The 14,507-nt window shown below is 61.3% G+C and carries 12 protein-coding genes; 2 read left to right on the top strand and 10 right to left on the bottom strand.

The genetic code is table 11. The annotated features are described in order from the left end of the window. Positions 1–12: 12 nt before the first annotated feature. From H096_RS33940 to H096_RS16780, 4 genes are all read right to left on the bottom strand, one after another. Positions 13–627, bottom strand: a complete 615-nt coding sequence (locus tag H096_RS33940; protein WP_156717490.1) for a hypothetical protein — start codon at positions 625–627, stop codon at positions 13–15. A gap of 127 nt (positions 628–754) precedes the next feature. Further along, the gene (locus H096_RS16790; RefSeq protein ID WP_033900117.1) at positions 755–2,227 is read right to left on the bottom strand and encodes a Fic family protein; all 1,473 of its coding nucleotides are present in this window, start codon (positions 2,225–2,227) and stop codon (positions 755–757) included. A gap of 101 nt (positions 2,228–2,328) precedes the next feature. Further along, a complete protein-coding gene (locus H096_RS16785) occupies positions 2,329–2,574 on the bottom strand; it encodes a DUF2789 domain-containing protein (protein ID WP_033900115.1) in 246 nt (81 codons plus the stop codon). A 33-nt stretch (positions 2,575–2,607) separates the two neighbouring features. Continuing rightward, complete coding sequence (locus H096_RS16780; RefSeq protein WP_033900113.1) at positions 2,608–4,212, bottom strand: glycosyltransferase family 39 protein; 1,605 nt, start codon at positions 4,210–4,212, stop codon at positions 2,608–2,610. A 168-nt stretch (positions 4,213–4,380) separates the two neighbouring features. Between H096_RS16780 and H096_RS16775 the strand changes: the two genes are divergently transcribed. Together H096_RS16775 and H096_RS16770 are read left to right on the top strand one after the other, a co-directional pair. After that, positions 4,381–6,549, top strand: a complete 2,169-nt coding sequence (locus H096_RS16775) for a hypothetical protein (RefSeq protein WP_033900111.1) — start codon at positions 4,381–4,383, stop codon at positions 6,547–6,549. After that, the gene (locus H096_RS16770) at positions 6,546–7,250 is read left to right on the top strand and encodes a DUF3142 domain-containing protein (protein WP_033900109.1); all 705 of its coding nucleotides are present in this window, start codon (positions 6,546–6,548) and stop codon (positions 7,248–7,250) included. Before H096_RS16775 ends, H096_RS16770 begins: the two co-directional genes overlap by 4 nt. Before the next feature lie 12 nt (positions 7,251–7,262). Here the strand turns inward: H096_RS16770 and H096_RS16765 are convergent, their stop codons facing one another. The 6 genes from H096_RS16765 to H096_RS16740 form a co-directional block, all read right to left on the bottom strand. Continuing rightward, a complete protein-coding gene (locus tag H096_RS16765; RefSeq protein ID WP_033900103.1) occupies positions 7,263–7,826 on the bottom strand; it encodes a hypothetical protein in 564 nt (187 codons plus the stop codon). A gap of 99 nt (positions 7,827–7,925) precedes the next feature. Continuing rightward, positions 7,926–10,379, bottom strand: coding sequence for a TonB-dependent siderophore receptor (locus tag H096_RS16760; protein WP_033900102.1), 2,454 nt, complete (start codon positions 10,377–10,379; stop codon positions 7,926–7,928). A gap of 92 nt (positions 10,380–10,471) precedes the next feature. Beyond that, entirely contained in the window at positions 10,472–11,422 is a 951-nt protein-coding gene (locus H096_RS16755; protein ID WP_033900100.1) for a FecR domain-containing protein, read from the bottom strand. Further along, a complete protein-coding gene (locus H096_RS16750) occupies positions 11,419–11,928 on the bottom strand; it encodes a sigma-70 family RNA polymerase sigma factor (protein ID WP_033900099.1) in 510 nt (169 codons plus the stop codon). Before H096_RS16750 ends, H096_RS16755 begins: the two co-directional genes overlap by 4 nt. Before the next feature lie 74 nt (positions 11,929–12,002). Next, on the bottom strand, positions 12,003–13,448 hold the full coding sequence (locus H096_RS16745; protein ID WP_033900098.1) for an efflux transporter outer membrane subunit: 1,446 nt from the start codon (positions 13,446–13,448) through the stop codon (positions 12,003–12,005). Further along, entirely contained in the window at positions 13,445–14,503 is a 1,059-nt protein-coding gene (locus tag H096_RS16740; RefSeq protein WP_033900096.1) for an HlyD family secretion protein, read from the bottom strand. Before H096_RS16740 ends, H096_RS16745 begins: the two co-directional genes overlap by 4 nt. Between the last annotated feature and the right edge of the window lie 4 nt (positions 14,504–14,507).

Genomic DNA, 14,507 nt, shown 5'->3' with positions numbered 1-14,507 from the left:
CTGCCAGTGCCACTATTTCCCCCCAACCTGCCACTTGTCCTCTCCTTCCAGAAACCGTTGCGGGGTATGCCGCAGCTCGCCATATCGACGGATAGCAGAATCCGCGATGCGGTGCTCCTCGAAATCATTAAGTGGTACCCATTGCTGAATGAGTGTTCTGGTCGTGTTTGCTAAATCTTTACCGTCAGAACCAAATACTCGACCTTGATCTCCCATAGACCCTAATCGATTGGCGGCTATAATCGCGGTGTTTTTCACTCCGTCATAATCGATGCTAAAAAATGCCCATTTTCCTGGCCCTGCCGCCGCCTCGCTCTCAGGCTGGCGAGGAGAGAATCCGATAGGGATACATCGCCTGGCACCTGCGTCATTTAAAGCACCCACCCGCTCTGAAATAAGCAGCCACTCTCCACTTTTAATTTTCTCAAGTATTCCTTTTCGCTCATTCCTCGCTACACACGAACTCAAACGTACACCACATTCACGGATGAGTTCAGACAAACCGAATAAATGGGCAGTAGAGGAAAGTTGAGACTCAACAATTGATGTCGCAAAAAAAGGACTTATAGGTTCAATTGTCGAGGGATCAAAATTTTGTAGTTGTCTACGCGGAATTAGTTTTTGCATGTCGCATCTCTTGTCAATAGGAGGTCCTCCCTTTGATAAGAAAAAACGCCTGCTGCGACCATAGTCCGCGTCCTATAAAGAAATAGGACATATCCCATATTCTCCACAAAATTTCAGGATCGCCCTATTACTCCCCGATTAACCTCAGGGTCTCCTCCTCGATAAACTCAAACACCTCCTCCGCCACGCTGTACTGAAACTGCTTGCGCCGATGCTTCGAAACCTTGCCCTCGTTGTCCAGGCACATCATCACCAGCTTCGACAGATCACTGCCGCGCACGTCATAACGCTGGTTCACGGCCTTGATCACGCGGTCGTAGCGGTCGAGGAATTCGGTTTCTTCACGCAGTTCCACTTCCAATGCGCGTCGAGCCATTTGCAGGGTGAATTCGACACAGCGGGTGGCGTCCCAGTAGCGGTAAATCGACGGGTGGCCGATGAACTCGAAGGCCATTTCATCGCCATCCAGCCAAGTCACGCTCCAGAATTCCCGCCTGGGTTGGGAGAACGACTTGAGCGCCTCCAGATAGGCCGCCTCTTCGTGCTTCATCGCAACGGAAACAGGCAACAACAGCCCGTTCTCCAGCGCGCCGTAGTGGCAGAGTGTTTGGTGGATCAGGAAGCGAGACAGGCGCCCATTACCGTCCATGAACGGATGCAGGAACACAAAGCCGAAAGCAGTGACGGCAGCCGCCACCAATGGATCAACCTCTCTCACAGGCTGGTTGGCGAACGCCATCAATTCTTCCATCAGGTCCTGACAGAGCGCCGCAGCAGGTGGTACATAGCTGACACCCGCTGCACCACGCAGGCCGTTGTGCAGGTGGTTTTGTTCATGGCGGAATGCGACGGCTTTGTCGAACGGGTTGGAGACGGTGCTGTTTTGCAGCTCGACCAAGTAGTCCTCTGTCAGCAGCCGCCCTTCGTGGGCCTGGCGTAAAAGCTGGACAAAGCGTCGGGATTTTTCTTCGCTGGGTTGTTCTTTTTCGATGGCGAACGAATCGCGGGTTTCGTGGAGATAGGCCCACTGGATCGCGCGGTCCATCATTTCGGGTGGGAGCGTGGCCATGAAGGATTTGGCGCGACCCAACACATCAAGCGCCAACAACGCCTCTAACTCAGGCGTTCTCTCCACAGTCGCGCAGTAATGCAGAGAGCCCAGGCCATTAAAATCAATTCGCCAACGACTGTTGCGGATGCTTGGGCCAGTCACATAGCGCTCGGGATCAAACAAGGCAACAACACGCCCCCGAACAGGTAGTGCGTAATCAAGCGCTCGCCCGGTAAATCCTTCCCACAAATAGCAGGCTTTACGGATAAAGGCGCCATGGGGGGACTCCGCCAAACCGGCCAAAAATTGCTCCGGACCAAGACGTTCAAAAACCTGGGCAAGTATGGCGAGATTCACACCCTCATGCTTGAGTGCGAACAGCACGTGCTCAAACAGGGCATGTTGCGCAGGTGCGACGGCATGCGGAACCGCCAGGCAGTTGCCGATCAAGGTGATTCTGGTCACGGGTTTAATCATCGCGACGCGCTGAAGCGGGATGACCTTTAAATCCAGCGATTCGCAGAGATAGGCATATCCGACTGTCGCCAAGGTGAGCTTCCCCAGAAAAAATTCACTTGAGCGATTAAAGCCCAGTTTTTTTTACCTCTCACCATTTTTTTTTACATTATCGTGTTTCAGCAAAGTTTTTTTTACACCCCTCGCCCACCCCGCAACATCAAATTCAACTCATCCACCACCTCAGCCCAATCCGCATCCTCCAGAATCTCCTCGCGTAAAAACGCCTTCTGGCTGTCCGTCCAGAAAAACGCATCCGCCAGTTTCAGCTCCGGCTTGAGCGGCGAGTGAACCGCCACAAACTTCTCGATACTCACCGGGTCATCCGGCAAACCCAGCTGTTTGAACAGTGACGGCAAGCTATGTACGGGCGATTCCATGGAGGGCTCCTGATAGAAAAGTGTCAACCCAGTCTAGCGGCAGCCCTCGGGTTGTGCCGACGGTACGTTGCACAGCACGAACAACCGCGCCCGCGCGCCGCCGCCATCCTGGCGACTGAGTTCGCGCCAGCCTTCGGGCAGCGGGGCGAAGTCGTCGGGGGCTTCGTTGCTGCTGATCAGCCATACACGGAGGGTCTCTGCGGGCAGTGCCGACAGGTGGTCGAGGTAGATGCGCCCGCCGTCCTGGTCCACCAACGTGCCAAAGCCGTAGGCATTCGGCCGGGTGGGCGTGCCGTCGGGTTTGGGCGGAGTGTAGAGCTGCAACTGGGCGTCGGTCTGGTCGTAATACACGTAGCTGAGGTACCACATCATGTCGCTGAGGACGATGCGGTCGTCTTCCTGGTAATTGCGGTTGACGAATTCCACCGGCACGTTGAACTGGTCGTGTTCGTCCACGGTGAAATTGTTTTTCAACCCCACCAGTTCCACGCCGACAAACAGCACGAACAGCGCCGCCCCCAGCAGTGAAAACCGCGATGGCAGACGATCGATGGCTATCGCCAGCAGGATCGGCAAACCCAGGGCATACACCGTCAGGTAACGTTCGATAAACACCGGGGAAATAAATGACACCCCGTAGACCAACAGCAGTGGCAACAGGAAAAACAGCGCCAACAGGCTGGCCGGCCGATAGCGCTCACGGTCACGCCAAGCGGTGGCAAACACGACAGCCACCAGTAGCAACGGGAACAGCCAGAACAGCGGCGACCAGAAACCGACACCTTCGTCTTGAAGCACAAACTGCCACATCATCGACGGCAGGGAGAACAGGCTGACCGGCTCTTCCCAGCCAATATCACCGCCCACCTTGAGCTGTTCGACATGCTGCACCAGGTCCAGCAGGTTCGGCAGCCACGGCAGGTACAGCAACACAATCGCGGCGTTGGCCACCCACCAGGCCGGGCGTGTGATAAGCCGCTGGTCACGCGGCATCGTGCCAGCCAGCACACCCAGATAGGCCCAGTGCACTAACACGCACAGTGCAGTGAAATAATGGGTGTAGAAACCGGCCGTCATCAAGATGACATACGCCGCCAGATACCGCGTGCGCTCGGGTTGGCGCACCCAGTACACCAGCGCCAGCGTGGCGCCCAGCAGCCACACGCCCAGCAGCGAATACATGCGCACTTCCTGGCTGTAGCGCACCGCCGTCGGCAACAGCGCCAGCAGGATCCCCGCCAGCACCGCCGCACGGCGGGTGGACAGTTGCCGCGTGAGCCAGATGCCCAAGCCCACGACGACCACGCCGGGAATGGCACTCATGCCGCGAATCGACCAGATGCTGTCGCCGAACAGTTCGATCCAGCCGCGCAGCAGGAAAAAATACAACGGCGGGTGCACATCGTGCGCCGCGTGGAACCACAGGTCGCCCAAGGCGTATTCGCTGAGCAGCAGGCTAGAGCCCTCGTCGCCCCAAATCGCCGCCGACGTCAGATTGTAAAGACGCAGGGCCATGGCCAGCGCCAGGATCGGCACCCACCAGAGACGGCTGATCCAGCCGGTACCTTCCCAACTGAGGCGATTGAGTGCGGGTAACGTCCCGACCTTTTCATTTTGCTCTACCACAGACCGACGCACCTCGATTCCCCCGATTGCCCAAGCGCAAACACCGCCACTCTAGGACAAAAGACCCAGGCTGGCTGCTGGAATCGGACAAATCAGTAATTTGTGCAGGGCTTCTCCGAAGCAACCGTAGGAACACGCTATTATTGCCCCCCTCCAAGGACTCAGGATCAAGGACACGCCATGCGCATCGGTTTTCTGTCACCCCTGGCACTGGCACTGCTTGCCGGCATCACCCAACAGGCCCAGGCCAGCTCTGACGACTCGTGTTACCCCGATTGGCGCGTCTCGCGTGACAGCCTCGATTCCTGCAGTAACCTGCCCTTCCTCAGCCCCGGCAACGACAGTCGCGTCAACCTGCGCCTGCTGCTGGCGGACAAACAGGCCGAACCGCTTACCCCCAACGCCCTGAGCGAAGATGATCTGTCCCAGGGCTTCGGCCCGGTGCCCTTCCCGGTCTATCGCCTGGCGCCTATTCCCGCGACAAACGATGAGCCCGACAACAAGCCGGACGACTCGCGCACCGCCGAACTCGACACCCTGCTCAAGCCCCTGGGCATCCAGCGCGACGAGTACAAGACCGCAGGCGAAGCGTTCCTGACTGGCGAAGGCAGCCGTTGCCGCAGCAACGATGATGACAGCGCCACGGCCTTCATCAGCCAGGTGATCAAGGCCGACATGCCGGCAGCCGAGCGTGAGTTGCTGGTAAAGGCGCGCTTGCAACTGCTCAAGGCCTGTTCGTGGGAAGGCCAGGTGGTGGACGCCCAGCAGATCCAGTCCCACGACGGCCAACTGTTCCGTACCTACCTGCAAGCCGCCGCCGACTTCTACAGCGGCCGCTTCGGTGACGCTGAGCGCGGTTTTGCCGCCGCCAGCACCAGCCAGGTGCCTTGGCTGAAGGAAACCGCGCTGTACATGACCGCACGTACCTCCTTGAACCAGGCCCAGGCTGAAGCCTTTGACGAGTACGGCATGCCGCAGCTTGAGCATGTGGATAAGTCCGCCCTGAGTGATGCCGAAGAAGGCTTCCTCGGTTACCTGAAAACTTATCCACAGGGCGACTACCTGGCCTCCGCGCGCGGCCTGCTGCGTCGCGTCTATTGGTTGGCCGGTGACAACACCAAACTCGCCGAGGCCTTCGGCTGGGCGATGACCGAAGCGACTGACGCGCAGCGCAATGTGTCGCTGGATGATCTGGTGGAGGAAGCCGACCTCAAGCTGTTGATGGTCAATAGCGAGACCGTCACCACGCCGATGATCCAGTTTGTCAGTGACCTGATGGTGATGCGCGGTGGCAACCAGCCCGCCCTCTCTCGCGCCGACCTGGAAAAGCAGAAAGCGGCGTTCGCCGGCGCGCCGGAGCTGTATGACTACTTGCTCGCGGTGTCTGCGCTGTATACCGAGCATCAGCCGGACGCCGCGCTGAAACAATTGCCCCAGAGCGTGCCGTCGAGCTTGAATTACTTCGCCTTCAGCCAGCAGACCCTGCGCGCCCTGGCCCTGGAAGCCAAGCAAGACTGGAAAGGCGCCGAAGCGCTCTGGCTGCAACTGCTGCCACTGGCGAAACTGCCGTTGCAACGCGACCAACTTGAGCTGGCGTTGGCCATGAACTACGAGCGCAGCGGCCAGTTGGCCAAGGTGTTTGCCACCGATTCGCCGATCAGCGCCAAGCCGGTGCGTTACATCCTGCTGCGCAACGTCGCCGGTCCCGAGTTGTTGCGCCAGCAGATCGCCGGGGCCAGCGCCCCCCTGGAACGCCAGACCGCGCAATTCGTGTTGCTCTACAAAGACCTGCTGCGCGGCCAGTACGCAACGTTCGCCGACGACCTCAAGCAACTGCCAGCCGCTGCCCCGGACGACAAACTGGGCACCAGCCTGGGTTATGTCTACAGCGCCAGCCAGACCTTGAAGCTGTTCCAGTGGAACGGTGACAAAGCCGAGTCCGGCTACGCCTGCCCGAGCATCACGCAAATCGCTGCGACCTTGCAGGCCGATGCCAAGAACCCACAGGGCCTGAACTGCCTGGGGGAATTCATCCTGCGCAATGGCCTGGACGGCATGCCACTGGAACAGGCGCGCGCCGCCGGCAGCCTGGGCAGCAGTGCATCGGACTTCAAGGGTGAAACCTTCTCGCGCCTGGACGGCTACAAACAGGTGATCGGCAACGCCAAGGCCCCCAAGAACGACAAGGCCTACGCACTGTTCCGCGCCATCAACTGCTACGGACCTTCGGGCTACAACAGTTGCGGCGGCGTGGACGTGGAACCGGCCGTGCGCAAAGCCTGGTTCCGCCAGCTGAAAACCAGCTACGCCGACACCCAGTGGGGCAAATCGCTGCAGTACTACTGGTGAAACACCTGTGGCTCGGCTTGCTGTTGCTGGCAAGCTCGGCCTTCGGCGCCGTCGACGCCCGCAACTATGACGCTTTCTGGCTGTGGAGCGGCGTCGCGCCACAGCCGGTGCTCAAGCAGGCGAAAACCCTGTACATCCTCCAGGGCCAGATCAACTCCACGCGCCGCGCGCCAAGGCGCGGCGTGCAGATGATCGCCCAAGGCATCAGCGTGCCGCGCCTGACCCAGGGCGACATCTGGATTGTCTATCGCGCCCACACCCTGCACTGGCCCGAACAGGTCTACACCCAACTGCTTGGCCAGGTACAACGCTGGCGGGACGCAGGCAATCCGGTGGTCGGCATTCAGATCGACTTCGACGCCCGCACCCAGTACCTGCACGAATACGCCGACTTCCTGCGCGACCTGCGCCAGCGCCTGCCCGCCGACCTGCGCCTGAGCATCACCGGCCTGATGGACTGGAGCAGCAATGCCGACCCCACCGCCATAGCCCAGCTCAAGGGCGTGGTGGATGAAGTGGTGGTGCAGACGTACCAGGGGCGCCACAGCATCCCGGATTACGCGGCGTATTTGCCACGAATGAATCGGTTGGGGTTGCCGTTCAAGATCGGCTTGATTCAAGACGGGGCGTGGGAGGAACCGAAGTATTTGCAAACGAGCGAGTGGTTTCGAGGGTATGTGGTGTTTTTGCAAAACCCTTGAAACGCCGTTCTCTTATCCGGCGCCCCAGACGGTAACAAGCAAGCCCCATCCCAGTAGCCCGATGCCTATTCCCAGCCAATTGGCGCGCGTCAGGCGTGCGTTTCCCTCTCCCTCGGGATCCTGCTCCAAGTGATTGATCGCGCACTGCAGCTGCAACGCCAACGCCACCTGCAACACGGCGATGCAGGCAACGACAGCCAGTGCGGCAAACGGCGACAACAGCCACAGCACGGTGAACGGCAAGCACCCTCCCACAAAGATCACCGCCGCCAGCCAGCGCGGCCACCAATGGTAGGCCGACTCGCCCTGCTCCAGTTCACGCATCACGCTGAGGATCAGCGAACAGAAGTAGCACGCCGGAAACATCACCCGAACCCAGGGCCACAGCGTCTTGCCGCTGGCTTGCTGGTGAAGCGCCCATTGCTGGTAGAGCCAGTAGGCAAAGTAGCCGCCCAGGGTCAGCAGCACCAAGACGAGGAGTTTGCGCGGGGCGACCACCAGGAATACCGGTTCGCGAACCGGCATCCAGCTCAGGCGGGAACGTGGTGTGGCATAGGGATCTTCAGCGACAGACATAGGCCGTATCTCGCGAGGGTGGCCAGCCAAAAGCTAACGCTCGCGAGACGTTTAAAGTTCACACCCGACTCAATCAGGACGTGTCCTACAACCGACTGCCTACCAGTCGTAGGTCAGGCTCGACACCACCGTACGCCCTTCGCCGTAGTAGCAATCCAGGTCACTGGTGCACTGCGACACATAGGTCTTGTTGGTGAGGTTCTGCACGTTCATCGCCAGCTTCACGCCCTTGAGTTTCAGCGGCGAGCGGCTCAGGTCGTAGCTCAGGCTGGCGTCGTAGACGCTGTAGGAGGGCACAGTAAAGGCACCTTCGTAGTAATCACCCAGGCTCTGGCGAGCGTAGCGCACACCCAGGCCTGCGCCGAGGCCGGCCAACGGGGTGTCGCCAAGTACGCTGTAGTTGACCCACATCGACGCGGTCAGCGGTGAGATACCGGCGGGATGGCGACCCTCGCGGCCGTCGTTGTCCTTGGTGTATTTGATGTCGTTGCGCGAAGCCGACGCGACGATGTCCCAGGCATCGCTGAGGACGGCCTTGGCTTCCACTTCCACGCCGCGTGAACGCATGGCACCGCTTTGGGTGCTGAAGGTGGTGTCGACCGGGTTGGTGGTGAGCACGTTTTCCTGGTCCAGTTGATAGGCCGAGACCTGCACGAAACTCTTCTGCCCAGGCGGTTGGTACTTCACACCGACTTCGTATTGGTTGCCGGTAGACGGCTCGAAGGGCTTCTGGTTGGCGTCAGTGCCGGCCAGTGGCAGGAAGGATTCCGTGTAGCTGACAAACGGCGCCAGGCCGCTATCGAACAGGTACACCAGGCCCGCACGGCCCGTGAAGGCCTGGTCTTTGCTGGCAAACCGGGTGTTGGCCAGGGGCTCTTTGTTGACGACGTTGGCCCAGTCGTAGCGCCCGCCCAGTACCAATGCCCATTTGTCCCACTTGATCTGGTCCTGCACGTAAAGGCCGGTCTGGGTAATGGTGCGGTCCCAGCGGTACGGTTGGCCGAAATTCAGGCGCTGGCCGTAGACCGGCTTGAACAGGTCGATGATCGGCGGATTGCGGTCGTACAAGCCGTGGAACTGCGAGTTGGAATGGTAGTAGTCCAGGCCGAAGATCATCGTATGAGAGAAGGCACCGGTATCAAATTCCGCCTGGGCGATGCTGTCCACGCCAAACACTTTGTTGTTCTGCGCCCAGTCCACACCGAAGCGTTGCAGGTAGCGTTGATCCTGTACGCCAGTGGTCGGGTTGGCGACGAAACGGTAGCCGTGCAACGGCGCGGTGTAGCGGTCGTCGACCTCGGCATAACGTGCGTTTTGCTTGAGGGTCCAGGTGTCGTTCAAGCGATGGGAAATCTCGTAGCCCAGCGCGTATTGCTCGCGGTTGTACTGGTTGACGCCAGGCTCGCCGATAAACAGGTCGCGCTTGATCTTGCCGTTGGGGTTGGCCCACAGCGTGCCGGACGCCGGCAACCCCTGGGCTTCGGGCACGCCTTTGTCTTTCTGGTACTGGGCGAACACCGTCACGCGGGTGTCATCGTCGGGCAGCCAGGTAAAGCTGGGGGCGATGAACTGGCGTTTGTTTTCGACGTAGTTGATTTCGTCCTGGCCGTCATTGGCCAAGCCGGTCAGGCGATACAAAAACTGCCCTTGCTCATCCAGGGGACCGCTCAGGTCGATGGCCGCGCTTTTGTGCTCGTAGGTGCCCGCTTCCAGTACCACTTGGTGGATCGGCGTTTCGCTGGGGCGCTTGCTGACCATGTTGACAATGCCGCCAGGCTGGTTCTGCCCGTACAGCACCGAGGCCGGGCCCTTGAGCACTTCGATGCGCTCCAGGGAATACGGCTCGATCTGCAACGCACCGCCGGTGCTGCCGCCGCCATAAGGCAAGTGCAGACCGTCCAGATAAAGCGGCGTAGGCGAGAAGCCCCGGGACGTCGGTTCATCGAACAGCTTCACCCGGTCGGCGAAACCACCCGCACTCATGCCCGGCGTATAGAGCAACGCCTGGGTGACGCTTTGCGCGCCGCGCGCCTTGATCTCGGCGGCGGTGATCACGTTGATGGTCTGCGGAATTTCCACCAGTGCCGAATCGGTCTTGCTGCCGGACGCACTGCGGGTGGCGACAATCCCGTCCACCGGGCCCCAGGCACTTTCCTGGGCTTGCTGGCCGCTGATCTGGGTGGCGCCCAGTTGCAAAGGTCCGCCATTGGAAACCGCCTGCAACGACCAACCACCCTGGGATTGCATCGCCATTAGGCCGCTGCCCGCCAGCAGCCGCTCCAGACCCGACCCGACGCCATAGCGCCCTTGCAGGCCCGCACTGCGCTTGCCTTCGGTCAGCGTCGCGTCCACCGACAGCAAAATGCCCGACGCGCTGGCAAAGCGATTCAGTGCCTGGTCGAGGCTGCCGGCCGGGATGTTGTAGCTGCGCTGCGCCTCGGTACTTTCTTCGGCATGGACCAGCGTCGGTACCATCGGCACCGTCGCCAACAGGCTGACAAACACGCCACGGCGCAGGGCGCGGGCCAAGGGTTGGATTGGGTGGTGCGGCATTGCAGGACTCCCCGTGAGATCGCTTCTTGATTGGCTTTCAAGAGGTATCCCGAACGGGATGTAAAAACCGACAAGCCTGGGTGCAAAAATTTTCAGACTCGCGCCTTGATCGTCACCCAATAACGCGTGACCGCCTGCACCTGCACCGGCAACGAGCGCTCCAGCGCGGCGAGGATGGCATCGGTATCGTTCAGCGGAAACACGCCCGTCAGCAGCAGACCGGCCACCGCCTGATCACACCGCAGCAGCCCCGGACGATAACGGCTCAGTTGCGCCACGAACTCGCCCAACGGCTGGCGCTCGGCGATCAGGCGGTGCTCGGTCCAACTGCTGGCATTGGCGCCCACCGCCGCCAGCGCCGAACTTTGATGCGGGTCGAACCACAGGCTATCACCGGCGTTCATCTGCACGGCTACGCCCTGTAACGGCGTCACGCGAACACGGCCTTCGTACAGGTCGACACGGCTGCCATCGGCCAGGTCGCACACGGCAAAACGAGTGCCCAGCGCCTGCACATCGCCCGCTGGGGTTTCGACGATCAACGGGCGGAAGGGATCGTGGCCGCTGGTCAGCAGGATCTCGCCGCGGATCAGGCGAATACGCCGCTCACTGGCGCTAAAACGCAGGTCGACCGCGCTGTCGCTGTTGAGGTCCAGGCGCGTGCCATCGCTGAGGGTGACGTGGCGAATCTCGCCGGTGCGGGTGCGGTATTGCGCGAAGGCGGCTTGCCAGGGTTCGCTGCGTTGCACCAAGTAACCACTGCCGCCGGCGACCAGCAGCAGGCCGAGCAGCTTGAGCGCAGCGCGGCGCTGCGTATCCGGCGTGTCACGCAACACCGCGCGGGCGCTGTCGGTAGGCACGCTGCCGAGGGTGTGCTGCAGCTGCTGCAAACGCTGCCAGGCCCGACGATGTTCCGGATCGGCAGCCTGCCATCGGGCAAAAGCCTGGCGTTGTTCGCCTTGCAGGTCGCCGCCCCATTGCAGCATCAGCCATTCGCTGGCCTGCTCGACAATCGCCGGGGCGATAGGTGCGTCGTGTCTCATTCGGCGTAGGCCACTTGGTAGCAGGCGACGATGGCGCGGGTCATGTACTTCTGCACCGAGCTAATGGAGACATCCAAGCGCTCAGCGACCTGTGCATAACTCAGGCCTTCGAACTGCGACAGCAAAAACGCCTGGCGTACGTTGCCGGGCATGCGGTCGAGCATGGCGTCGATCTGCATCAGGGTTTCAAGGATCAGCGCGCGGGTTTCCAGGGACGGCGATTCCGGCTCGGGCAGGTGCGCGATGCTTTCCAGGTAGGCGCGCTCGATGCGCAGGCGGCGCCACTGGTCGATCACCAGGTTGCGCGCGATCTGCGCCAGGTAGCTGCGGCTTTCCTTGTCGCCGGGAAAGCGCCCGGACACCAGCAGGCGCAGGAAGGTGTCCTGCGCCACGTCAGCCGCATGCTCGCGATCGCCCAGGCGCTTGCGCAGCCAGCCTTGCAGCCAGCCGTGATGGTCGCGGTACAGGAGGTGAAGCTGTTGCTGGCCGTCAGTCGCGCTGTCCATGAAAAAGCTCAGATACACTATTGAGAGCAATTATCATTACAGTTTATTTAGCGACTGACAAAAACTCTTTGTACTTAGCGCCCGGCGGTTTTCAGCGGGTACACCGATTCCCAGCCGCCGCCCAACGCTTTGTACAAGCCGACCATCGCCAGCGACACGCCCGTCGAGCTTTCCACCCACTGCTCTTGCGTGGCGAGCAGCGCGCTTTGCACGGTGAGTACGTTGACGAAATCCACCACGCCTTCAACGTACTGCTGCTGCGCGGTGCGCAGGGCAATCTGGTTCTGGCGCACGGCTTCGGCAAGGCTGTCGCGGCGCAGTTGGCTGGCGTTGTAGCGGGTCAGTTGGTCATCGATTTCATGCCAAGCGCGCAACACGGTTTGTTGGTACGCCAGCGCCGCTTCCTGTTGCTGGGCTTCACGCAGGCTCAACATGCCTTGCAGGCGCCCGCCATTGAACAGCGGCAAGCTGAACTGCGGGCCGAAGGCAAAAGCGCGAGATCCCCAGGAGCCAAAATCCGACAGTTGCATGGCCTGGGAGCCGAGGCTGCCGGACAAGGTAATGCGTGGGTAGAAATCGCCCTTGGCCACACCGATACTCGCAGTGGCGGCATGCAAATGCGCCTCGGCCTGGCGGATATCCGGGCGGCGTTCGGCCAGCTCCGACGGCAGACCAATCGCGACCTGGCGCTGGGTTTGCGGCACGGCGGCGTCCTTGGACAACTGCGCGTGCAGCGCTTGTGGCGGCTCGCCCATCAACAGACTGAGGGCGTTGATGAGCTGGTCCTGACGCTGTTGCAGATCCGGCAGGCGCGCCTCGATGGCGGCGACTTGAGCGGCGGCTTCGGCAACGTCCAGGTCCGTCGCCACACCGTCCGCCAAGCGCAACTGCGACAGCTTGAGGCTGTGGCGGGCGACATCAAGGTTTTGCTCGGTGACGGCGCGGGTGTTTTGCACGCCGCGCAGTTGGATGTAGTCCTGGGCGGTCTCGGCCAACACTGACAACAGCACCGCGCGACGATCGTTTTCGGCCACTTGCAGGGTGGCGTCGGCGGCTTCGGTTTCGCGTTTGACGCGGCCCCAGAAGTCCAGCTCCCAGGAGGCCGAGAAGCCCATGTCCCACTGGTTGAACGCCGAACGGCCATTGTTGCCGGACGGGTCGCTCAAGCCTTTGCCGCTGTTGCGTTGTCGCAGGTAATCACCGTTGGCATTGACGTTCGGATAACGCTCGGCGGTGGTCACCTGGCGTACCGCGCGGCTTTGTTGCAGACGGCTGCTGGCGAGTTTCAGGTCGAGGTTATCGGTGAGCGCGCGGCGTGTAAGCGCCGAGAGTTGCGCGTCCTGGAACACATCCCACCAGCGTTCCTGCAACGGATCACTGACCGCACGGCTGGCCGCCTGGCGGCCCTGGGGCTCGCTCCATTGGGTCACTTGCGGGTTCTGGGGCGTGTGGAAGTCCGGACCGACCGTGCAGGCGCTCAGGCTGATGAGGCTCAAGGTGAGCCAGGCCACTCGTTTCATTGCTGAGCCACCTCGCGCTGCTGCGCGGCCGGCGAGGTGTCGACGCTGGCTTCCACCGACATGCCGACCCGCAGACGCTCAATGTGCGCCTGGTTGGGTTCGAGGACGATCTTCACCGGAATGCGTTGCACCACCTTGGTGAAGTTACCGGTGGCGTTGTCCGGCTTGACCGAGGCAAACGTCACGCCCGTCGCGGGCGCGAGGCTCTCCAGATGGCCGTTGAGCAATTCACCGTCGAGGCTGTCGACACGCACCTGCACGGCTTGGCCGGCATGCATATGGGAGAGCTGGGTTTCCTGGAAGTTGGCGACCACGTAGGCCTCTTCCAGCGGCACGACCGCGAGGATCTTGCTGCCCGGCGTCACATAGGCGCCCACCCGCACTGCACGCTCGCCGACCATGCCATCCACCGGCGCGACGATGCGCGTGTACGACAGTTGAAAACTGGCCAGTTCCAGCGCGGCTTGGGCGCGTTTGAGCCCACCCTCGGCGGCATCGCGCTGGGCGGTGAGGATTTCCACTTGCTTGCGTTCCGCCGCCAGCACGGCCGTGGCATTGGCCAGGCGCGCGGTGGCCTGGTCGATACGGGTCTTGGCTTGCTGAGCGTTCTGCACGGTGCCGGCGCCGACTCCGGCGAGGTGGTTGTAGCGATTGAGTTCGTGTTCGGCGAAGGCCATTTCGGCGCGATCCGCCGCGACGGTGGCCTGGGCCTGGGCAATGACCGAACTTTGCCGCTCCAGGGTCGCCGTGGCGTTTTTCAGTTGGGCCTGCGCCACCAAGGTATCGGCGTCGGCCGCCTGGGCGGCAGCGCGGAAATCGCGGTCGTCGATCAGCGCCAGCAGTTGCCCGGCCTTGACGCGCTGGTTGTCTTCCACCAGCACCTCCTTGATAAATCCGGCCACGCGCGGCGCCACCAGGGTGAAGTCAGCGGCGACGAAGGCGTCGTTGGTGGTCTGGCGCTTGCTGCCCAGCACGCCCGGCGCGACCAGGTACACCAACACGCCGACCGCAAATACGGCGATGACGGAGACGGCAATTTTGTCTTTGCGTTTCATGAAC

Source organism: Pseudomonas sp. FH1 (genome assembly GCF_000510895.2).
Lineage (GTDB): Bacteria > Pseudomonadota > Gammaproteobacteria > Pseudomonadales > Pseudomonadaceae > Aquipseudomonas > Aquipseudomonas azotoformans_A.
This window is presented reverse-complemented; position numbering and strand designations above follow the sequence as displayed.

Excerpts from the sequence above, each read along its gene's own strand:
- H096_RS16785 (WP_033900115.1), bottom strand. The coding sequence starts at position 2,574 with ATGGAATCGCCCGTACATAGCTTGCCGTCACTGTTCAAACAGCTGGGT.
- H096_RS16750 (WP_033900099.1), bottom strand. The coding sequence starts at position 11,928 with ATGGACAGCGCGACTGACGGCCAGCAACAGCTTCACCTCCTGTACCGC.
- H096_RS16755 (WP_033900100.1), bottom strand. The coding sequence starts at position 11,422 with ATGAGACACGACGCACCTATCGCCCCGGCGATTGTCGAGCAGGCCAGC.
- H096_RS16775 (WP_033900111.1), top strand. The coding sequence starts at position 4,381 with ATGCGCATCGGTTTTCTGTCACCCCTGGCACTGGCACTGCTTGCCGGC.
- H096_RS33940 (WP_156717490.1), bottom strand. The coding sequence starts at position 627 with ATGCAAAAACTAATTCCGCGTAGACAACTACAAAATTTTGATCCCTCG.
- H096_RS16740 (WP_033900096.1), bottom strand. The coding sequence starts at position 14,503 with ATGAAACGCAAAGACAAAATTGCCGTCTCCGTCATCGCCGTATTTGCG.
- H096_RS16760 (WP_033900102.1), bottom strand. The coding sequence starts at position 10,379 with ATGCCGCACCACCCAATCCAACCCTTGGCCCGCGCCCTGCGCCGTGGC.
- H096_RS16745 (WP_033900098.1), bottom strand. The coding sequence starts at position 13,448 with ATGAAACGAGTGGCCTGGCTCACCTTGAGCCTCATCAGCCTGAGCGCC.
- H096_RS16765 (WP_033900103.1), bottom strand. The coding sequence starts at position 7,826 with ATGTCTGTCGCTGAAGATCCCTATGCCACACCACGTTCCCGCCTGAGC.